Raw genomic sequence first — 19,301 nt, 5'->3', positions numbered from 1 at the left:
GCGGAAATGAGCGAGGTGGCGGCAACAGGCATCTCCGTGCTGCTGGTCGACGACCATCCGATCGTGCGGCAAGGCTACCGGCGCGTGCTGGAAAGCCAGGGCGATCTGCATGTCGTGGCCGAAGCCGACAACGCCGCGGACGCCTACAGCGCGTTCAAGGCGCATGACCCCGATGTCGTCGTATTGGATATCTCTATGCCCGGCGCGAGCGGGTTGGAGGCCATTCGCAACATCCGCGCGCGCAGCCCGCGTGCACGCATTCTCGTCTTCACCATGCACAACGAGGCCGTGCTGGTGAAATCAGCCTTCGGCGCCGGCGCATCCGGCTTCGTCACCAAGAGCAGCGAGCCGTCCGCAGTCGTCAACGCCATCCGCAGCGTCGCCCGCGGCGAGCGCGCCATGAGCGATGACATCGCACATGTGCTGGCAGAGGACAGCCTGTCGCCGACCGGCTCGGTGCTGGACCAACTGGGTGAGCGCGAGATCGAGATCCTGCGCCAGTTCGCCGGCGGCGCCACCACCGAGGAGATCGCGGCGCATCTCAATCTCAGCGTCAAGACCGTGCAGAACTATCACTACCTGATCAAGTCGAAGACCGGCGCGCGCACCGATGCGCAGCTGGTGCGGCTCGCCGCGACCTGCGGGCTGACGAGGATTTAGCAGCAAAGCTGCCGCACAGCCCTCGAGGGTGCTTCAATCTGCTGAACGAAATTGGAACGGTTCCGATCCAGCCCCGGTTAGTACGGCAGAGAAGGAGTAAAGGGTCATGAGTAAGGGTCACCCCAAGGCAATCGACCATCCCCCGATCATCACCGTAGGCGAGCTCATCGACGAACTTTGCCGCCTGCCGGACACGGCCATCGTCCACTTTCGCTGCCCGATGTTCGATCAGGAACTGACATTCTACCGGCTTCGAAGGCGGTCAAAGGACGCCGTCGAAATCGCAGTCAATGCCTATCCGGATAGTCCTCCGGTCGTGCCGTCGTCCGATCCTGCCTTCCACACGCGAAGACATTCGGCACCCTCGCTCCGCGACGGCGCCGCTCTCCAGAAGACGCGAGGTTGATTGAAAGACCAAGGTGTGAAAGGCGGCCTTAGGCCGCCTTCAACCCACGCAGCAGCAGCGCCAGTGTCGCATCGACGCGCGCGGAGAGATCGGCGTCCTTCCATTCCTCGGCATGAGCCGGATGGTGGAAGCGGACGGTCGCATCGAAGATCGCGCGCGCGGTCGCCTTGACGTCGTCCACGGCGAATTCGCCGTTCTTCACGCCGTCGCTCAGGATCCCCGCGATCTGGTCGATCATGGTATCCTTGTGGCATTTGACGGCCGCGCAGGCCTCGCGGGCCAGGGTTAGATAAGTTTCGAACATCTCGGGATCGTCGAGCACGCGCGAACGCTTGGCCGCGAACAGGGTGCGCAGCCAGCGGTCGAGCCTGTCAGGCGCGGGCCCCTGCTCCTTGGCGATCGCCAGCAGCGGGGCATCGATGCGGTCCAGCCAGCGCTTGGCAACGGCCTCGCGCAGCGAGGCCTTGCTGGGGAAATGGCGGTAGACACTGCCGTGGCTCACATCGAGCGCACGGGCAACGTCGACCACGGTGGCCTTGGCAAGTCCGTAGCGCCTGAGCACGTCCTCGGTGACTTCGAGGATCCGCTCCGGCGTCAAGACAACGGCTTCATTCATGCCAGCACCATGTTCCCGTTAGGGGCTCAGTTACCCGGCAGTAGGGCTGCTTCCGAAGCGCCCGTGCCGGTCGTTCGGAAAGCCTATGCCTTAATGAGGCAGTTTTGCAGCCTGCGCCGCGATCTGGCGCGCCACCAGCAAATTGAGCCAATGCCCAATCGCGCCGGTGAAATTGAGGATTTCGGTCGTCATTGTCCAAGTCTCCATTCGTCCGCGGTCCCGTTCTTCAATCCGCCCTCCGATCCGCTGTGGATGTCGGGCTCCCCGGGGCTGTCGCGGGACGCCCAATCGGAGCGTCCGGGAACGGATATACACATCTCGCTGACAGATTTCAATATCTGTCAGTCAATGATCCGTGATTGACAGTTAATATCTGCGCCCAGGCGCCGCCATCCCGTCCGGCCGGTCCGGTGGAAAGGTCGGCGATCCCCCTCTCCTGAAGGCCCAGATCGTTTGTTTCGCCCTGCCCGCTCTGTTAAATCACGGCGTAAAAAGCATTTTGGCCGGCGCCGCCCTTTTCGGGACCGCCCGCCCACCTTCCTGGAGCCGCCCAATGATCCCCCGCTACACCCGCCCGGAAATGGCCTCGATCTGGGAGCCGCAGACCCGGTTCAAGATCTGGTTTGAGATCGAGGCGCATGCGGCGGACGCTCTCGCCGAGCTCGGGACCATCCCCAAGGAGGCCGCCAGGACGGTCTGGGCCAAGGCCAAGGACGCCGTCTTCGACGTCGCCCGCATCGACGAGATCGAGCGCGAGACCAAGCACGACGTCATCGCCTTCCTCACCCACCTCGCCGAGATCGTCGGCCCCGAGGCGCGCTTCGTCCACCAGGGCATGACCTCCTCGGACGTGCTCGACACCTGCCTCAACGTCCAGCTCACCCGCGCCGCCGACCTCTTGCTTGCCGACCTCGACAAGGTGCTGGCCGCACTGAAGAAGCGCGCCTTCGAGCACAAGATGACGCCGACCATCGGCCGCAGCCATGGCATCCATGCCGAGCCCGTGACCTTCGGCCTCAAGCTCGCTTATGCCTATGCCGAGTTCACGCGCGCCAAGGAGCGCCTGATCGCGGCACGCAAGGAAGTCGCGACCTGCGCCATCTCCGGCGCCGTCGGCACCTTCGCGCAGATCGACCCGCGCGTCGAAGAGCACGTCGCGAAAGCCATGGGCCTGGTGCCGGAGCCGATCTCGACGCAAGTGATCCCGCGCGACCGTCACGCCATGTATTTCTCGACCCTCGGCGTGATCGCCTCCTCGATCGAGCGCATCGCGGTGGAAATCCGACACATGCAGCGCACCGAGGTGCTGGAGGCCGAAGAGTTCTTCTCGGAGGGACAAAAGGGCTCCTCCGCGATGCCGCACAAGCGCAACCCGGTGCTGTCGGAGAACCTCACCGGCCTGTCCCGCATGGTGCGCGCCTATGTGACGCCGGCGCTGGAGAACGTCGTGCTCTGGCACGAGCGCGACATTTCGCACTCCTCGGCCGAGCGCATGATGGGCCCCGACGCGACCGTGACGCTCGACTTCGCGCTGGTGCGTCTCGCCGGCCTGATCGACAAGCTGCTGGTCTATCCCGCCAACATGCAGAAGAACCTCGACCGCCTCGGCGGCCTCGTGCATTCGCAGCGCGTGCTGCTGGCGCTGACCCAGAAGGGCGCCAGCCGCGAGGACGCCTACAAGCTGGTGCAGCGCAACGCCATGCCGGTCTGGCGCGGCGAGGGCGACTTCCTCCAGCTGTTGAAGAAGGACAGTGAGGTGAAGAAATATCTCACCGACGCCGAGATCGAGGAGCAGTTCGACCTCGGCTATCACCTCAAGCACGTCGACACGATCTTCAAGCGCGTGTTCGGAGAAGCGTAGGATCGTATAGGGTGGGTTAGCCTTGCGGCCTGCGCGAAGCGCAGTCCGCTGGGCGTAACCCACCTCTTTCGCTCCCACGGAGACAAACAATGGTGGGTTACGCCGCGCAGATGCGCTATGCGCATCTGCAGGGCTAACCCACCCTACAAACGACGACAAAAAACGGATTCCCTCATGCCCATCGTCAACCGCGTCGCCGCCCTCTCCGACGAAATGGCCGCCTGGCGCCACGACTTCCACGAGAACCCCGAGCTGCTCTACGAAGTCCACCGCACCGCCGGCATCGTCGCCGATCGCTTGCGCGAATTCGGCTGCGACGAGGTGGTGACGGGCATCGGCCGCACCGGCGTGGTCGGCGTGATCCGTGGCCGCAAGTCGGCATCCGGCAAGACCATCGGCCTGCGCGCCGACATGGACGCACTGCCGATCATGGAGACGTCGGGCGTGCCTTATGCCTCAAAGGTCCCCGGCAAGATGCACGCCTGCGGCCATGACGGCCACACCGCGATGCTGCTGGGCGCGGCCAAATATCTCGCCGAGACTCGCAATTTCGATGGCACGGCCGTGATGATCTTCCAACCCGCCGAGGAAGGCGGCGGCGGCGGCAAGGCCATGGTCGAGGACGGGCTGATGACGCGCTGGAACATCCAGGAGGTCTACGGCATGCACAACATGCCGAACCTGCCCGAGGGCCATTTCGCCACCACGCCCGGCCCGATGCTCGCCTCCTCCGACAACATCCAGATCATCGTTCGCGGCAAGGGTGGCCACGCCGGCGCCGGCCCGCATAAGTCGGTCGACAGCGTGCTGATCGGCTCGCAGATCGTGAACGCGCTGCAATCGATCGTGGCGCGCAACGTCGATCCGCTCAAGTCCGCCGTCATCTCGATCACGCAATTCCACTCCGGCACCGCCTTCAACATCATCCCGGAGGTCGCCGAGCTTGCCGGCACCGTGCGCACGCTCGACCCTGAGGTGCGCGATCTCGTCGAACGCCGCATCGGCGAAGTCGCCGACAGCATCGCCCGCGCCTATGGCGGCTCGGCCGAAACGAAATACACGCGGATGTATCCGGTGACGATGAACCATGCCCGCGAGGCCGGCCTTGCCGCCGACGTAGCGCGCGACATCGTCGGCGCCGATCGCGTCAACGACAAGTTCGTCCCGATGATGGGCGCCGAGGACTTCTCCTTCATGTTGGAAGCACGCCCCGGCGCGATGGTGCTGGTCGGCATGGGCGACGGCAACGAGTGCCACCACCCGGCCTACGTATTCAACGACAACATCCTCGGCCACGGCGCCTCGTTCTGGGCGCGCCTGGTCGAAACGCGGATGCCGGCGGGGTAGGACCAGTCTTGTTAATGGGAGACGAGGCGCGGTCTGGTCAGTTGCAGATCTCGCCAGTCATCTTCATGATTCCGCTGCCTGGACTAGCCACCGTACCAAGACGGCAGCCCTTTGCGACCGGTCTGCAGCCGGCTTGATTGCAGATCATCTGACCGGACGCTTGCGACTTTGGTGCCGCAGATTCCGCCTCTTTCCTGTCCTGATCGCGCTTCTTCGGTTCCTCGCGAGTCGCGACCGGCTTCTTCTCTTGCACCTTCTCGCACTCGTTGTCGTCGCCGACGCGATAGCCGGCGCGGCAGGTGATCTTCACGCATTGATCGCCGTCGGCCTTGAAGCCGAAATTGCACACCAGCGGACAGACCCGTCCCGGCTTTGCCTTCAGCGCGTCGAGTGCATCAACGCTGGCGAGCTTCACGTCGAACTGGGTGCCGGCGTATTTGTTGAAGAGCGTCAGCGAACGCTGCGCGGCCGAGCTCCACTCGCCCTCCGCCGCTGAGGTCAGGCAGCCGACGCGGCGCAGTTCGCTCTGCACGGATTTCGCGAGTTCGGCCGCCGATAAGGTCGACTTCGGCCCCGGCGAGAGCGCAGCCACTTTCTGGTTCTCGACTTCGGGCATCTGCCGATCGGCGGCCGGCTTGGCGCCCTGCTCCGCTTTCTCGGCGGCCTGCTTGGCCGCCAGCTCGGCCTTGGTCTTCTCCGCCGCCTGTTTCTCTGCGAGCGCTTGCGCCGCCGCCGCCTCGGCGGTCTTGCGCTGCTTCTCGGCCGCTTCCGCCTTGGCCTGTTCGATCTGCTTTTGCTTCTCCGCAGCGATTCGCGCCTCTTCGGCGGCCTTGGCCGCAGCAGCCGCCTTCTCCTGCTCGGCCTTCTGGGCGCGCTCGGCAATAAGCCTTGCCTTTTCGTGCTCGGCCGCCTTGGCCTTTTGCTCGGCAGCAACGCGCGTCTCTTCGGCGCCGATCTTGTTCAACTGTCCCTTGGCGAGGTTGGCATAGAAGCCGTCCGGATACGCCGCCAAAAAGGCTTCCCAGGCATCGCGCGTCGCAAGCTGAAGCGCGAGCTCGTAGTCCCTGCGAACGGCGTCCTGCGGGTTTGCCTGCGGACCGGTTGCCGCCGGCTTCACCACGAGCGGCACGTCGTCGCCGCCGAGCGAGCCGTAGACATAAGGCTCCTGCTTGTAGCCGGTCGTCTTGAGCACGTCGTCGCGTACGAAGCCGAACGCCTTGCGCAGATCGAGGCCCGGCTTCGGCAGGTGCTCGACCAGCGCGGTGGCGAACGGGCTGTTACGAGAATCGCCGTCGGATGCGGTCGAACCGGCCTTCGCGGCAAAGGCAATCATCGTATTCGGGCTGGTTGGCTCCACCTTGGCAAGGCCCCGTCCGATCGCCCGCGAGGCCAGCGTCCGCTTCATCGTCTTCGCAAACGGGTTATCGCGGCAGGCATCAAGGATGATCAAACGCAGCTGCTTGGCGGGCTCGACTGCGAACAATGCGCGCTCGACAGGGATGGTCTCGTCGAGAACGTCGCCATCCGTCTCCAGCGTGGCGTCGGTCGGAATGAGATAATTGTTGCCGTCGAGCTCGATGCCGTGGCCGGCATAATAGATCACCGCCATTTCCGCGTCGCGCGACCTGCCGGCGAACTCGCGCAACATGCGCCGCATCTCGCTCGCACTCAGATCTAACCGGACGTCGACGGAATCGAAGCCCGCCTTCTTGAACATGCCGCCGACCAGGGTGGCATCGTTCACGGGATTGGTGAGCTTGGGCGCGCTCTTGTAGGCGGAATTGCCGATGACGAGCGCGACCCGCCGATCGGCATGTGCCGATCCGCAGGCCAGCAAGGTCGCAAAAATCAATAAACCAAACAGCCGAAACGGAATCACTTGCGTCCCCCCGGATGCAATTTCCTGAGACTATCCGGAGCATCGATGAAAGCCAAATTTTCCTATGTGAGGTCGATCACATAAACTCTTCGATTGCGGCTTATGGCTAATGCAGTCGGGCCTCGCCCCACAGGCGCGGCGCGAGCTTGGTCGATCCGACGTGCCATCATACCTACCCCTGCACCACCTCGTGGCGCATCACGAATGGGGCGAGCAGTGCGTGCACCTCGCTCTCCACCGCTTCGCGCTGGCTCGCCGGCAGGCCCGTCAGCGTCACGGTCGCGATCGAGCCGTGGCTGCCGTGCGGACCGACCTTGACCTTGCAATCGATGCCGCGCTCGACCAGCGGCGCCAGCACCCTGGTGAACACGCGCGCGGCGGCGTCCCAGCGCAGTTGCGGCTTGAACACCTTGCCGACGCCCGTCACCGGCATCGGGTCGATCGGGATGACCTGCACCGGAACTGCGGCGCGCTCCGGCGTGCGCTCGCGCACCCAGGCTTCCAGCTCGCCCGGCTCGACCTTTGCGCCGGGCTTCAGCTGCACGTAGCCCACCGGCAGTTCGCCTGCGTAAGCATCGGGCTGGCCGACCACGGCGGCGAAGCCGACGGCGGGATGACGGAACATGATCTCCTCGATCGGCGCCGGGTCGATGTTGTGGCCACCGCGGATCACGAGATCCTTGGCGCGGCCGGTGATCCAGAGATAGCCGTCGGCATCAAGCCGGCCGAGATCGCCGGAATTGACCCAGACCCCATCGATAAAGGCACCGTTATTGTGCTCGTCGTTGAGATAGCCGCCGAACACGCCGGGGCCGGCCATGATGACGACCCCGATCTCGTCCGGCTTGCAGTCGCGGACCAGGCGGCCATCGGCGTCGAGCTGCACGATGCGCACCCGCGCGTAAGGCATGGGAAGGCCGACCGATCCGAGCCGGATCGGCCGGCCCGGATAAGCGAGCGTGTGCACGCTCGAGGTCTCGGTCATGCCATAGACTTCGACAACCGGCAGCTTCAGCTTCTCCTGAATCGCCGAGCCGACGGCGACCGGAATAGCCGAGCCGCCCCCTGCCGCGTATTTCAGGCTCGAGATGTCCGCATTCCCCGGCGGCACCGCCAGCGTTGCGGCGAGCACCGTCGGCACGCTCGACAGCGCTTCGGGCTTGAAGCGCGCGACGAGCTGCCAGATGTTCTTCACCGCATTCGGGTTGCGCCAGCCGCTCGGCGACAGCACGACCAGCGAGCCCCCGCCCGACAGCATCGTCAGCACCTGTGTCAGCGATCCGCCGACGTGAAACAGCGGCATGCCGAACAGCAGGTTGGCGCCGGGCTTCCCCTGCAACAGCAGATTGAGCGCCCAGGCCTGATAGACTTGGTTGGCATGGGTATGCCGCACCAGCTTCGGCGTGCCGGTGGTGCCGCCGGTGTGGAAATAGGCGGCGATGTCGCTGCCGCGAATCTTGCGTCCGCTGACGAGCCGGTCCGACGGCTGCTGCTTGATCAGGTCGCTGAAGGCGAAGATGCCATTGGCCGGATCGCCGCCGCCGAACACCTGCACGATGGCCTTCAGATGCTTCAGCTGCGGGCGGATCTGCTCGACCTTCTGCCAGATGTCGGTGCCCGGCATCGGCCCGAGCGCCACCAGGATCTTGGTGTTCGCAGCTTCCAGGATTTCGGCGATCTGGTGCGGCTCGAGCAGCGGATTGACGGGATTGGCGATGCCGGCGGCCTCGGCGCCAAACAGAGTGACGAACGCATCCGGCACCAACGGCAGCATGAAGCTGATGACGTCGCCCTTCCCGGCGCCGAGCGCGTGAAACATGTTGGCGGCCTGGGTGACGCGCGCGATGAAATCGCGGTGCGTGACGACCAAAGGCGTGTCGGCGGGATCGGCATTTTGCAGGAACTGGATCGCCGCCCCGTCGGGATTGCGCTCCGCACCAAGCCTGATGGCGTCATAGGTGCTCTCGGCCGCGACGCGGTCGGCGTAGGGAACCTGCTCGAACGCCCGGACCTCCTCGTCCGTGAGCAGAGCCGGATAGTCGTTGCCGATCAACCGATCGAGCGCGTGGATGCCCGCCATGAAATTCCGTCCTCCCTCAGATGCTTGTCCCCGCCACGTATCTTTTGACGTTTTGGTTCGGCGAAGGGCTCGGCCTAATGCCCGGCCGACCCGGACCAGAATGATGGATGATTTCCATTTCGTCCATTGCCCAGCCGCAGTGGCGCTTGAACCTCTGCGCCTGATCCGGGGACCAAGAACTGGCACTGAATTCGCCCGCCAGCGCCCTGCCGCAAGACACGAGGTCACCATGACGATGCCCCTGCGGAACCGGATCACACGGCTGATCGCTGCGTTTGCGACGGTATCGGCGATCGCCCTGCCCGGCGTCGCGCTTGCCGACAGCCAGCTCGACAAGGTGCGCGTCAAGGTCGCGGCCTTCATCGCCGACAAGATGGAGAAGCTGGGCGGATCGCGCATCGTCTACAGGGTGGACGCCGACGCCTTGCGCGAGGCGGTCGTCACGGATTTGCGCGACGACGTCTACAAGATCCTGCGCGAGGGCCGCATCGCGTTCTCCGGACTTGCGATCCGCGACGGCGGCGTCGACGTGAGGATCGCGGACGCCAAAGGCCGCGAACAGCTCACGCGCAAGCTCGTCGCGGCGGCGGAGGGATTGCCCACGCACGCGCTCACCGTCACCGACGCCGGCGACGGGCCGCTCAGGCTCGCGCCGACCGATGCCGCATCCGCTGCGCGGCTGCGCGATCTCGTCGAAGATTCCATCGCCATGATCGAGCAGCGCCTCAAGGACGCCGACGTCAAGTTCGCCAGCGTCCAACCTGAGGGGACGGACCGCATCCGTATCTTCCTGCCGGGGATGATGGAGCCCGAGCAAATCGCCGCGATCTTCGCCAGGAAGGTCAAGGTCGGCTTCCGCCTGATTGACCTCTCGATGTCCGCAGAGCAGGCGCAATCGGGCACGCCGCCGGCGGGCACGGAAGTCCTGCTCGGCTTCAAGGACCAGCGTCCTTATCTCGTCGCCAAGGACAGCGCGCTCGAGGGCGGCGATATCAGCTATGCCGGCCCGGGACTGACCGGCGAGAGCAAGGAGCCGATCGCCTCGTTTCGCTTCAACGGCCGCGGCACGCGGCGCTTTGCCCATATCACGGCAGAGAACGTCGGAAAGCCCTTTGCCATCGTGCTCGACGACAAGGTGATCTCCGCTCCCGTGATCCGCGAGCCCATCACCGGCGGCTCCGGCCAGATTTCCGGCAATTTCACCCTGGAGGAGGCCAACAGCGTCGCCATGCTGCTGCGCGCCGGCTCGCTGCCGGGGCGCCTTGGTCTCGTCGAGCAGCAGGTCGTGCAACCCGCCGCCAAGCCGTAAGCGAAGGTCGCCCTTCGCTGTCGCCCAAGCCCGTCCGCGACGCCGGATCCTCCGCGGCTGGCCCGAATCACGGCCTCCGCGGCCAGACGCGCAACCAACGGGCAATTGCCGAAACGCCCGATCAGGCTAAAATTTGCCTCTTGCGGCACGATGGCCGGAAGCGTCATTCAAGCGGCCGTCATTCGATTTCGGCTATACGGGTGCCGACCAGGACTGAATGCCTTACGTGGGGTTAGTACCATGCCGTCCGGCAGCGCAGACATTTCGTCGATCCTCGACCGCATCCTCGAGGCGGCCACGGACAACCTCAGGATCGCGAAAATCCTGGTCCAGATGGGCCTCGATCCCGACAACGTCACCTACGACGCGATCTTCAATCGGCTGCTGGAGATCTTTGTCCACAACATCACGTTCGCCAATTTGTTCGCAGCGGTCGGCGCCGGCTTCTTCGTCGCCACCCTCCTGATGCGGACGATGGTGCCCCTGCGCGTCGCCAACATGATCGGCTGCGCGTTCTTCGCCGCTTTCGGCGCACTCACCGCCAACGTCGCCACGTTCCTGCTCTATCTGCTGCTGCTGCCGATCAACGCCCTGCGCCTGCGGCAGATGCTCAAGCTGGTCAAGAAGGCGCGGCATGCGGCCGAAGGCGACATGTCGATCGAATGGCTCAAGCCGTTCATGACCGAACGCAGATATCGCCGCGGCGACATCCTCTTCAAGCTGCGAGATCCCGCGCAGGAGATGTTCCTCACCGTCACCGGCAAGTTCCTGGTCAAGGAGATCAACGTCGAGATCCTGCCCGGAGCGCTGATGGGCGAGCTCGGCTTCCTCACACCGGACAACCGGCGCACGGGAACGGTTGAATGCATCGAGGACGGCCAGGTGCTGACGATCACCTATGACCGGCTGCTGGAGATCTACTTCCAGGATCCGCAGTTCGGCTATTACTTCCTGGTGCTGACCAGCCAGCGCCTGTTGCAGAACATCGACCGCCTGCAGAAGCAGCTGGCATCCGAGCGCGGGACCACCACGAACAGGATCGCGTAAGCGCTGCCGCTCAACTCAAGAGCAGCGCCATGCCGGGATCGCCCTTCTCCATCGCGCGACGGTATGCCGGGCGGGCGCCGATACGGCCGAGATATTTGACCACATTCTGACAGCGCGCGAGATCATAGGGCTGGAAATAACGCATCGTGGTGAGCGAGAACACCGTCATGATGTCGGCCGTGGTGAAGGCGCTGCCCGCCAGATATTCGGACTCGCGAAGCCGTGCGTCGAGAAGATCGTAGGCGCGGTCGAGGCGCCCCTTCATGGCGAGCAGGGTCGGGTTGTCCCTGGCGAGATCGAGCCGGCTCAGGATCATCATCCGCCCCATGCCGGGCTGCAAGGTGCCGTTGGCGAAATGAAGCCAATACAGAAATTGGGCGAAGGCGGGATCATTGGGACCGAGCACGAGCCGGCCGTTGCCGTATTTAGCAACGATGTAGTCGACGACGGCGCCGGATTCCGCAAGCACCAGCTCGCCGTCGGTGATGACCGGCGCCGTGCCGGCCGGATGCAGCGCCTTGTACTCGGCCGGCGCCAGCATGGTCGCGGCATCGCGCGTGTAACGCTTCATCTCATAAGGAATTTCGAGCTCCTCGCAGAGCCAGACAATGCGTTCGGATTGCGATTTACCGAGATGGTGGACCGTGAGCATGTTGCTTTCTCTGCGAGATCGCCGACCGGCGAAACGCCGTCTTGTTCCGCGGCTAGTGTGAGCTGTCAACCTGCGGGCGGACGCCCCCTTGCCGCTTCGGCCGACCCGATGGCGAATATCGCATAAGCCGGAAATTCGGCGTCCCGACCTGCGGTCCCGGCCCCACGCCGCAAAATCGCCCCAAAAACCGAATGGTAACCATGCCGGGCTAGGGTGGCGACGTGACCAATTCTCCGACGATCCTGGTGTTCGATTCCGGCCTTGGCGGGCTCACTGTGCTGCGTGAGGTCGTAGCCGCCCGCCCGGACGCGCATTACGTCTATGTCGCCGACGACGCCTTCTTCCCCTATGGCCACCACAGCGAGGACGAGATCATCGCCCGCGTCGTGCCGCTGATGGGGGAGCTGATCGGCCGGCATGATCCGGACCTTGTCGTCATTGCCTGCAACACGGCGTCCACCCTGGTCCTGTCTCACCTGCGCGCCGCCTATTCCGTGCCCTTCGTCGGCACCGTGCCCGCGATCAAGCCGGCCTGCGCGCAGTCCAAGACCCGCCGCGTCTCGGTGCTCGGCACCAAGGGCACGGTGAAGCGCGAGTACACCAAGGCGTTGATCCGCGATTTCGCGCAAGGATGCGAGGTGACGCTGGTCGGCTCGCCCGCGCTCGCTTCGCTGGCCGAAGCCGAGCTCAGCGGGGCTCCGATCAGCGACGAAGCCATTCTCGCCGAGCTCGCTCCCTGCTTCGTCGGCGACCCCTCGGATGCAACATCGCGCACCGACACCGTGGTGCTCGCCTGCACGCATTACCCGCTGCTGCTCGACCGGATGAAGATGCTCGCGCCCTGGCCGGTCGACTGGATCGATCCGGCGCCCGCGATCGCCCGCCGCGTCTCCGACCTGCTCGGCCAGCGGATCGGCGGCATCGTGCAGTCCGGCGCCGAGATGATTTTTACATCGAACCGCGTGCATGGTCTCAGCGCCACGCTGACGGCGTTCTTCGGCGGACGCGCGCTGGCCTGAGCTTGCGCCCTAGCGGCGCGCTGCTAGGCTTTGTCGTCGCCATCGTCCCGCAGGTTTTTCCATGTCGGTCCCCGCAAAGCCGCTGAACCGCCTCCGTCAATTGTGGCGCGAGGGCCGCCCCGCCTTCGGCGCGATCGCGACCATCCCGAGCGTGCAGATGGTGCAGATCATGGCGCGCTCGCTGGACTGGATCATCGTCGATCTCGAGCACGGCCCGATTGGATTGACCGAAGCACATGCGATGATCGCCGCGACCACGGGCACACCGTGCACGCCCCTGGTGCGGATCGCCGCGAACGAGCCGTGGCTGGCGAAAGCGCCGATGGACATCGGTGCCTTCGGCATCAACTTCCCGATGATCACGAGCCGGGCGGATGCCGAGAAGGCAGTGCGCAGCGTGCGCTACCCGCCGCGCGGCGACCGGCTCTGGGGCCCCTTCCACGCGCCGTTCCGCTGGGGCCAGTCGATGCCTGATTACATGGCCTCTGCCGACGAGGAGATGATCTGCATGATCACGATCGAGCACGTCGATGCGGTCGATCGCATCGACGAGATCATGGCAACGCCTGGTATCGACGTCGCGGTGATCGGTCCCGGCGATCTCGCCACCTCCATCAACAAGCGCGGCCAGATGGACGATCGGCAATTGCTGGACCTGATCGCGCGCGCCGAGGCCGGCATCCTCAGGAGCGGCGTGCCGATCGGCGGGGTGGCGCGCAGCGCCGACCAGGCCAATGCGCTGATCGACCGCGGCTACCGCGCGATCGCGCTGGGCTTCGACTGGTCGCTGTTCCAGCGCGGCATCATGGCGGCATACGAGGGGGTCAGGCGCTGAACTAGCCGATTGACTCATTACCGCGGCGTCGCCAGGACCGCGCGCTCAAGATATAAACAATTGAAAATAGATGATTTTGGTCTAAGTGAGGTTCGTCTTTGGCGATGCCTAGTGCGGCGAACCGACCGGCCCCAAGCGGATTGGTTCATGCTAGAGCGAGCGGGCGGGCTCCGCTCGCTGCACATATTTTGATCTTTGATTTGGAACCGGAGGCCTATGCGCGGGACGCCCAAAACCATTTCGCTGCGGCGCCGTCTGATCTGCGACCTCATGCACGCCTCGATGGGCGTACCTTTCGTTTCACTGGCCCGTTCGCTCAATATCCGCCCCCTGCTGGAGGCCCGCGCGGGCGCAACCGCGCCCGCCGGTTGGGCCGCGATGTTCGTCAAGGCTTTCGCCCTGGTTGCAAAGGACGAGCCGATCCTGCGCACGGTTTACACAAAATGGCCCTGGCCGGCCCTCTATGAGCTGCCGAAGAGCGTGGCGACGGTCGCGATCGCGCGTGTCGATGATGGCGAGGAATGTGTGCTGCCGCAGCGAATCGCCGCTCCTGAGGCTCTTTCGCTGGCAGCCATCGATGCGGAAATCCGCCGCGGCAAGACGGCCCCGATCGAGGACGTCCCGATGTTCCGCAAGATCATGCGGGCGACGCGCCTGCCGCTGCCATTGCGGCGCCTGTCCTGGGCCGTCGGTCTGAATTTGGGCCGTCAGCGCGGCAACTGGTTCGGCAGCTTCGGGGTGAGCTCGGTGGCGGCCTATGGCGGCGGCGAGCTGCACCCGATCACGCCGGGCCCCTTTGTCGTGAGCTATGGGCTGGTCCAGCCGGACCAGACCATCCACGTCGTGATCCGCTGGGACCACCGCGTCACCGATGCCGCCCCGATCGCGCGGGTCCTGACCCGGCTGGAACAGGCCCTGAACACTGAAATTGCTGCCGAATTGCGGGCGGCGGGGTCAAAGCCGGTCCGGGCGGTCAGGACATAAGAATACCGTTGTCGCACGCCCAGGACTGACCGGCTAAAGAATTGACAGCCAACCCCAAACTCCCCTAAAAGCCGCCTGCTCGCGGGCCGTTTCGGCCCGCGAAGCGTTTCGCGACCCGTGGTCCTCTCCCTTAAGCTTTGGGGATCGGACCTGTCGGTGCCGGGACCATCCCGTCACACAGGAGGGCGCGTTTCCTCAAACCATGACCTGAAGAGGACGCGATGACTAAGCGCAGTGAGGCGAAGTACAAGATCGATCGCCGTATGGGCCAGAACATCTGGGGCCGCCCGAAGAGCCCCGTGAACCGCCGTGAATACGGCCCCGGCCAGCATGGCCAGCGCCGCAAGGGCAAGCTCTCCGACTTCGGCGTGCAGCTGCGCGCCAAGCAGAAGCTGAAGGGCTATTACGCCAACATCAGCGAGCGCCAGTTCCACGGCATCTATGTCGAGGCCAGCCGCCTCAAGGGTGACACCGGCGAGAACCTGATCGGCCTGCTGGAGCGCCGTCTCGACGCGGTCGTATACCGCGCCAAGTTCGTCTCCACGATCTTCGCCGCACGCCAGTTCATCAACCACGGCCACGTCAAGGTGAACGGCCGCAAGGTCAACATCTCGAGCTATCAGCTCAAGGTCGGCGACGTGATCGAGGTCAAGGAAAGCTCCAAGCAGCTCGCCCACGTGCTCGAAGCCAGCCAGCTGCCCGAGCGCGAGGTCCCGGACTATCTCGAAGTCGACCACGGCAAGATGACCGCGAAATACGCCCGCATCCCCGGCCTCTCCGACGTGCCGTTCCCGGTGCAGATGGAGCCGCATCTGGTCGTCGAATTCTATTCGCGCTAAGATCTGAATATCGAAAGGCCCCGGTTCGCCGGGGCCTTTTTGCTTAAGAGCCACACTTCAGTGGCCGCACTGCTTAGGAGCCGTCGCATGCTCTACACCCCTCCCCCCATCGATCCCAAGGCGCCGCCGGTACGCATCAATCTGCTCTCGGACACGCAGACCAAGCCGACGGCAGGGATGCGCGAGGCGATGGCGCGCGCGGAGGTCGGTGACGAGCAGGTCGGCGATGATCCGACCGTGAACGCGCTGTGCGAACGCGTGGCCGATCTGCTCGGCAAGGAGGCGGCGGTCTACATGCCCTCGGGCACGATGTGCAACGTCACCGCGACGCTGGTGCATTGCCGTCCCGGCGACGAGATCCTCGCCCATGAGACCGCGCATATCATCGCCCGCGAAGGCGGCGCGCATGCGGCGATCGGCGGCTTCCAGGTCACCCAGCTCAAGGGCCCCGATGGCCAGTTCACGCCGGAGACTCTTCGCAAGGCGCTGCATCCGCGCACGCGCTACCAGCCGCCGCAGACCGTCGTCAGCGTCGAGCAGACCGCCAATATCGGTGGCGGCACGATCTGGAAGAAGGCGGTGCTCGACGAGATCGTCGGGGTCGCCAGGCAGCACGGCCTCGTCACCCATATGGACGGCGCACGCCTGCTCAACGCCACCGTTGCGAGCGGCATCTCGCCGCGCGACATGACCGCGGGCTGGGACTCGGCCTGGATCGACTTCTCCAAGGGCCTGGGCGCGCCAATCGGCGGCGTGCTCGCAGGCTCGCGCGCCTTCATCGACGCGGTCTGGCAGTGGAAGCAGCGCCTCGGCGGCTCGATGCGGCAGGCCGGCATCTGCGCCGCGGCCTGCATCTACGCCCTCGACCACCACGTCGAGCGCCTGGCCGACGACCACGCCAATGCGCGCGCGCTCGCGGGCGGATTGGCGCAGATCTCAGGCATGGAGGTGCAGGAGCCCGAAACCAATCTCGTGTTCTTCAAGCCCGACGGCGCCGGCATTCCCGGCGACAAGATGGTCGCAGCGCTGCGCCAGCGCGGCGTGACGCTCGCGATGATGGATGGCCGCATCCGGGCCTGCACGCATCTGGACGTCAATGCGAGCCAGATCGAGGAGACGATCGGCTACGTGCGCGAGATCGTGCGCGGGGCGTAATCGGAGCGTTTTCGAGCGAAGTGGATACCGGTTCGCGTAAAGAAAACGCGTCAAAACGAGAGTCTACCGCCCCATCGCCTGATAGATCAGCGTCTTCAGCGCGAGCTGGATCCGGCCGCGCTGCGAGGGGGTCTGCACCAGGAAGATTCCGAACAGGTCGTCCTCAGGATCGATGAAGAAGAAGGTGCCGCCGACGCCGTCCCAGCGATATTCGCCCAGCGGCCACTTCGTGCCCGGCGGCACCGCGATACGCACGGCGAAGCCGAGGCCGTAGCCGCTGGTCTCACCCGGATAGTAGTTCTTGTCGCGTTCGATGCGGGTTTGGGGACCGATGTGATCCGACGTCATCAAGGCGATGGTTTCCGGCTTCAGGTAGCGTCGACCTTCAAGCGTGCCGCCGTTGAGCAGCATTTGTGAGAAGCGCGCATAGTCGCCGACCGTGCCGACGAGACCGCCGCCGCCCGACTCCCATCGCAGCGGCTTCCTGATATCGCGAACCTGCGTGATCGGGCTGATCGCCCGATCCTGCGGCATCGGCTCGGCGATACGCGGCCATTTGGCGGGATCGGCGACGTAAAACGCCGTGTCCTTCATCCCGAGTGGGTCGAGCAGCCGCTTCTTCGCGAACTCGAACAGCGATTCCCCCGAGATCACCTCGATGATGCGCCCGAGCACGTCGGTGGAGTGGCCGTAGTCCCAGATCGTGCCGGGCTGTTCGGCAAGCGGCAGTGCAGTGATCTTCGCGACGAATTCGGCATTGGTCGAATTCCGGTCGAACAGTCCGGCGTCGGCATAGAGCTTGTTCACCAGGTCCCCGCCATAATAGCCGTAAGGGATCCCGGCGGTATGCCGCATCAAATCCTCGACCGTCACCGCCCGCTTGAGCGGCTCGAGTTCCAGCGAGACCTTGTCGTCCTCGGCCTTCTTCTCGACGCCGACCTTCATGCCGGCAAAGGCCGGAATGTATTTCGAGACGGGATCGCTGATCGCAAGCTTACCCTCCTCGACCAGCATCATCGCCAGGACTGAAGTGATCGGCTTGGACATCGAATAGAGGCGGAAGATCGTATCCGCGCTCATCGAAAGTTCGGTCGCGACGTCGCGGACGCCGAAATTCTCGTAATAGACCGGCTTGCCGTGTTGCTGGAGCAGCAGAATCGCTCCCGGAATCTTGCCGGTCGCGATCTCGTTCCTGATGTAGTCGGAGACTTTTGCCAGGCCTTCGGGCGTGAAGCTGTGTGCGCGGCCCTCTGAGCCCGCCCGCGCACCTACGGCGCCGAACAAAAAGACGAGCGCCGCGAACAGCGCGCGGCGCCCGTTCATGTCAGTTCTCCATGGCTTCATAGACCAGCTGCTTCAATGTTCGCTGCACGCGCTGGCGCTCGCTCGGGGTCTGCTCCAGCAGCACGAAGAACATGTCCTGCTTGGGGTCGATCACGAAATAGCAGCCGGAGGCCCCGTCCCACTTCAGTTCGCCGAGGTTGCCGGGCGGCGGCGGCTTGGCGTTGCCGGGATCGGTACGGACCGCAAGCCCGAGGCCGAAGCCGAAACCGTCGCCGGGAAAGTAGAAATAGTCGCGCTCGACGCCGGAGCCCGGGCCGACCTGATCGGTCACCATCAGCTTGAACGTCTCAGGCTTGAGAATGGTCTTGCCATCGAGACTGCCGCCGTTGAGCAGCATCTGCGAAAAGCGCTTGTAATCCGCCATGGTCGTGACCATGCCGCCGCTGGCAAACTGGATTTTCTTGACGACCGTCGGATCATTGATGCGGCCGACGCGGAAATCGGAATCGTTCGGCACTGGCTGGGCCAGAATCTTCTGCTTCTCGGGGTCCGTGACCAAAAAGCCGGTATCGACCATGCCGAGAGGATCGAGCAGCTTCTCGCGCATGATGTCGATCAGCGGCTTGCCGGCAGCGACCTCCATCACCCGCGCCAGCACGTCGGTGGAGTGGCCGTATTGCCAGAGCGCGCCCGGCTGGTTGTGCAACGGCAGCTTGGCGATGCGTTCGGCGAACTCGGCCAGATCGAAATCGCCGGCATAGATGTTGGCCTCGCGATAGGCCTTGCGGACCAGGCTGTCGCCGTAGAAGCCGTAGGTGATGCCGGAGGTGTGCGTCATCAGATCGTGCACGGTCATCGCCCGCTTCGGCGGCACCAGCTCGAGCGACTTGGTGCCGTCCTCGGCCTTCTTCTCGACGCCGACCTTCACATTGGCGAAGGAGGGAATGTATTTCGAGACGGGATCGTCCAGCTTGATCTTGCCGTCCTCGACCAATTGCATCGCGACCACCGCGGTGATTGCCTTGGTCATCGAGAACAGGCGGAAGATGGTCTTGTCCGTGATCGGAGCCTTGCTGACCACGTCCTGCACGCCGAAGACTTCGTGATAGACCGGCTTGCCATGCTGCTGGATCAGCACGTTTGCACCGGCGATCTTGCCGGTCGCGACCTCGTTCTTGAAGAACTCGGTGATCCTGCCGAGCTTCTCCTGATTGAAATGGGCGCCGGCTGGAATCTCGTAAGTGCCCTCCGCGCGCGCCAGCGACATCGCGGCAAGCGACAGCAGCGCGCCGCAGGCGAGCACACGCAACCCAGATCGTGAAATCATA

At 64.6% G+C, this 19,301-nt stretch carries 17 protein-coding genes; 11 read left to right on the top strand and 6 right to left on the bottom strand.

Going from position 1 to position 19,301, the window contains the following annotated elements; all coding sequences use genetic code 11:
* Window positions 1-6: 6 nt before the first annotated feature.
* On the top strand, window positions 7-660 hold the full coding sequence (locus ACNJYD_RS14285; RefSeq protein WP_212258040.1) for a response regulator: 654 nt from the start codon (window positions 7-9) through the stop codon (window positions 658-660).
* 106 nt (window positions 661-766) lie between these two features.
* Window positions 767-1,066, top strand: a complete 300-nt coding sequence (locus tag ACNJYD_RS14280; protein ID WP_172782981.1) for a hypothetical protein — start codon at window positions 767-769, stop codon at window positions 1,064-1,066.
* Window positions 1,067-1,094: 28 nt separating this feature from the next.
* Here ACNJYD_RS14280 and ACNJYD_RS14275 read toward each other — a convergent pair whose 3' ends face one another.
* Window positions 1,095-1,682: a TetR family transcriptional regulator gene (locus ACNJYD_RS14275; protein WP_439366715.1), complete on the bottom strand. Its 588-nt coding sequence runs from the start codon at window positions 1,680-1,682 to the stop codon at window positions 1,095-1,097.
* Between the two features lie 553 nt (window positions 1,683-2,235).
* Here ACNJYD_RS14275 and purB point away from each other — a divergent pair.
* Window positions 2,236-3,543: an adenylosuccinate lyase gene (purB, locus tag ACNJYD_RS14270; RefSeq protein ID WP_439366714.1), complete on the top strand. Its 1,308-nt coding sequence runs from the start codon at window positions 2,236-2,238 to the stop codon at window positions 3,541-3,543.
* A 174-nt stretch (window positions 3,544-3,717) separates the two neighbouring features.
* A complete protein-coding gene (locus tag ACNJYD_RS14265) occupies window positions 3,718-4,890 on the top strand; it encodes a M20 aminoacylase family protein (protein ID WP_370140512.1) in 1,173 nt (390 codons plus the stop codon).
* Window positions 4,891-4,927: 37 nt separating this feature from the next.
* Here ACNJYD_RS14265 and ACNJYD_RS14260 read toward each other — a convergent pair whose 3' ends face one another.
* Window positions 4,928-6,769, bottom strand: a complete 1,842-nt coding sequence (locus ACNJYD_RS14260) for a caspase family protein (protein ID WP_439366713.1) — start codon at window positions 6,767-6,769, stop codon at window positions 4,928-4,930.
* 172 nt (window positions 6,770-6,941) lie between these two features.
* Window positions 6,942-8,849: an acyl-CoA synthetase gene (locus tag ACNJYD_RS14255; RefSeq protein WP_439366712.1), complete on the bottom strand. Its 1,908-nt coding sequence runs from the start codon at window positions 8,847-8,849 to the stop codon at window positions 6,942-6,944.
* 229 nt (window positions 8,850-9,078) lie between these two features.
* Between ACNJYD_RS14255 and ACNJYD_RS14250 the strand changes: the two genes are divergently transcribed.
* Both ACNJYD_RS14250 and ACNJYD_RS14245 read left to right on the top strand, forming a co-directional pair.
* The gene (locus ACNJYD_RS14250) at window positions 9,079-10,158 is read left to right on the top strand and encodes a SecDF P1 head subdomain-containing protein (protein WP_439366711.1); all 1,080 of its coding nucleotides are present in this window, start codon (window positions 9,079-9,081) and stop codon (window positions 10,156-10,158) included.
* Between the two features lie 240 nt (window positions 10,159-10,398).
* Window positions 10,399-11,205, top strand: coding sequence for a Crp/Fnr family transcriptional regulator (locus tag ACNJYD_RS14245; protein ID WP_172782974.1), 807 nt, complete (start codon window positions 10,399-10,401; stop codon window positions 11,203-11,205).
* A gap of 10 nt (window positions 11,206-11,215) precedes the next feature.
* Here the strand turns inward: ACNJYD_RS14245 and ACNJYD_RS14240 are convergent, their stop codons facing one another.
* Window positions 11,216-11,857: a glutathione S-transferase family protein gene (locus ACNJYD_RS14240; RefSeq protein WP_439366710.1), complete on the bottom strand. Its 642-nt coding sequence runs from the start codon at window positions 11,855-11,857 to the stop codon at window positions 11,216-11,218.
* Between the two features lie 221 nt (window positions 11,858-12,078).
* Here ACNJYD_RS14240 and murI point away from each other — a divergent pair, with 221 nt between their 5' ends.
* The 5 genes from murI (at window position 12,079) to ACNJYD_RS14215 (ending at window position 16,689) form a co-directional block, all read left to right on the top strand.
* Window positions 12,079-12,876 carry a glutamate racemase gene (gene murI / locus ACNJYD_RS14235; protein ID WP_439366709.1) on the top strand — a complete coding sequence of 266 codons (798 nt, stop codon included), beginning with the start codon at window positions 12,079-12,081 and terminating at the stop codon, window positions 12,874-12,876.
* Window positions 12,877-12,937: 61 nt separating this feature from the next.
* Window positions 12,938-13,711: an HpcH/HpaI aldolase family protein gene (locus ACNJYD_RS14230; RefSeq protein ID WP_439366708.1), complete on the top strand. Its 774-nt coding sequence runs from the start codon at window positions 12,938-12,940 to the stop codon at window positions 13,709-13,711.
* Between the two features lie 216 nt (window positions 13,712-13,927).
* The gene (locus ACNJYD_RS14225) at window positions 13,928-14,695 is read left to right on the top strand and encodes an acyltransferase (RefSeq protein ID WP_260379870.1); all 768 of its coding nucleotides are present in this window, start codon (window positions 13,928-13,930) and stop codon (window positions 14,693-14,695) included.
* Between the two features lie 221 nt (window positions 14,696-14,916).
* Window positions 14,917-15,534, top strand: coding sequence for a 30S ribosomal protein S4 (rpsD, locus tag ACNJYD_RS14220; RefSeq protein ID WP_439366707.1), 618 nt, complete (start codon window positions 14,917-14,919; stop codon window positions 15,532-15,534).
* A gap of 87 nt (window positions 15,535-15,621) precedes the next feature.
* Window positions 15,622-16,689 (top strand): threonine aldolase family protein, encoded by a 1,068-nt coding sequence (locus ACNJYD_RS14215; RefSeq protein WP_439366706.1) that lies wholly within the window; start codon window positions 15,622-15,624, stop codon window positions 16,687-16,689.
* A gap of 63 nt (window positions 16,690-16,752) precedes the next feature.
* On the opposite strand, the gene ACNJYD_RS14210 is transcribed toward ACNJYD_RS14215, so the two are convergent.
* Complete coding sequence (locus ACNJYD_RS14210) at window positions 16,753-18,012, bottom strand: serine hydrolase domain-containing protein (RefSeq protein WP_439366705.1); 1,260 nt, start codon at window positions 18,010-18,012, stop codon at window positions 16,753-16,755.
* Between the two features lies 1 nt (window position 18,013).
* Entirely contained in the window at window positions 18,014-19,300 is a 1,287-nt protein-coding gene (locus ACNJYD_RS14205) for a serine hydrolase domain-containing protein (RefSeq protein ID WP_439366704.1), read from the bottom strand.
* Between the last annotated feature and the right edge of the window lies 1 nt (window position 19,301).

The organism is Bradyrhizobium sp. SPXBL-02 (assembly GCF_051853065.1).
In the GTDB taxonomy this organism is placed as follows: Bacteria; Pseudomonadota; Alphaproteobacteria; order Rhizobiales; family Xanthobacteraceae; genus Bradyrhizobium.
Note: the sequence above shows the minus strand (reverse complement) of the source record. Positions and strands in the feature narration are given on the sequence as shown.

Bases quoted from the DNA above. Each gene is read 5' to 3' on its own strand.
- ACNJYD_RS14285 (WP_212258040.1), top strand. From the start codon at position 7: ATGAGCGAGGTGGCGGCAACAGGCATCTCCGTGCTGCTGGTCGACGAC.
- ACNJYD_RS14280 (WP_172782981.1), top strand. From the start codon at position 767: ATGAGTAAGGGTCACCCCAAGGCAATCGACCATCCCCCGATCATCACC.
- ACNJYD_RS14275 (WP_439366715.1), bottom strand. From the start codon at position 1,682: ATGAATGAAGCCGTTGTCTTGACGCCGGAGCGGATCCTCGAAGTCACC.
- purB (WP_439366714.1), top strand. From the start codon at position 2,236: ATGATCCCCCGCTACACCCGCCCGGAAATGGCCTCGATCTGGGAGCCG.
- ACNJYD_RS14265 (WP_370140512.1), top strand. From the start codon at position 3,718: ATGCCCATCGTCAACCGCGTCGCCGCCCTCTCCGACGAAATGGCCGCC.
- ACNJYD_RS14255 (WP_439366712.1), bottom strand. From the start codon at position 8,849: ATGGCGGGCATCCACGCGCTCGATCGGTTGATCGGCAACGACTATCCG.
- ACNJYD_RS14250 (WP_439366711.1), top strand. From the start codon at position 9,079: ATGACGATGCCCCTGCGGAACCGGATCACACGGCTGATCGCTGCGTTT.
- ACNJYD_RS14245 (WP_172782974.1), top strand. From the start codon at position 10,399: ATGCCGTCCGGCAGCGCAGACATTTCGTCGATCCTCGACCGCATCCTC.
- ACNJYD_RS14240 (WP_439366710.1), bottom strand. From the start codon at position 11,857: ATGCTCACGGTCCACCATCTCGGTAAATCGCAATCCGAACGCATTGTC.
- ACNJYD_RS14230 (WP_439366708.1), top strand. From the start codon at position 12,938: ATGTCGGTCCCCGCAAAGCCGCTGAACCGCCTCCGTCAATTGTGGCGC.
- ACNJYD_RS14225 (WP_260379870.1), top strand. From the start codon at position 13,928: ATGCGCGGGACGCCCAAAACCATTTCGCTGCGGCGCCGTCTGATCTGC.
- rpsD (WP_439366707.1), top strand. From the start codon at position 14,917: ATGACTAAGCGCAGTGAGGCGAAGTACAAGATCGATCGCCGTATGGGC.
- ACNJYD_RS14215 (WP_439366706.1), top strand. From the start codon at position 15,622: ATGCTCTACACCCCTCCCCCCATCGATCCCAAGGCGCCGCCGGTACGC.
- ACNJYD_RS14210 (WP_439366705.1), bottom strand. From the start codon at position 18,012: ATGAACGGGCGCCGCGCGCTGTTCGCGGCGCTCGTCTTTTTGTTCGGC.
- ACNJYD_RS14205 (WP_439366704.1), bottom strand. From the start codon at position 19,300: ATGATTTCACGATCTGGGTTGCGTGTGCTCGCCTGCGGCGCGCTGCTG.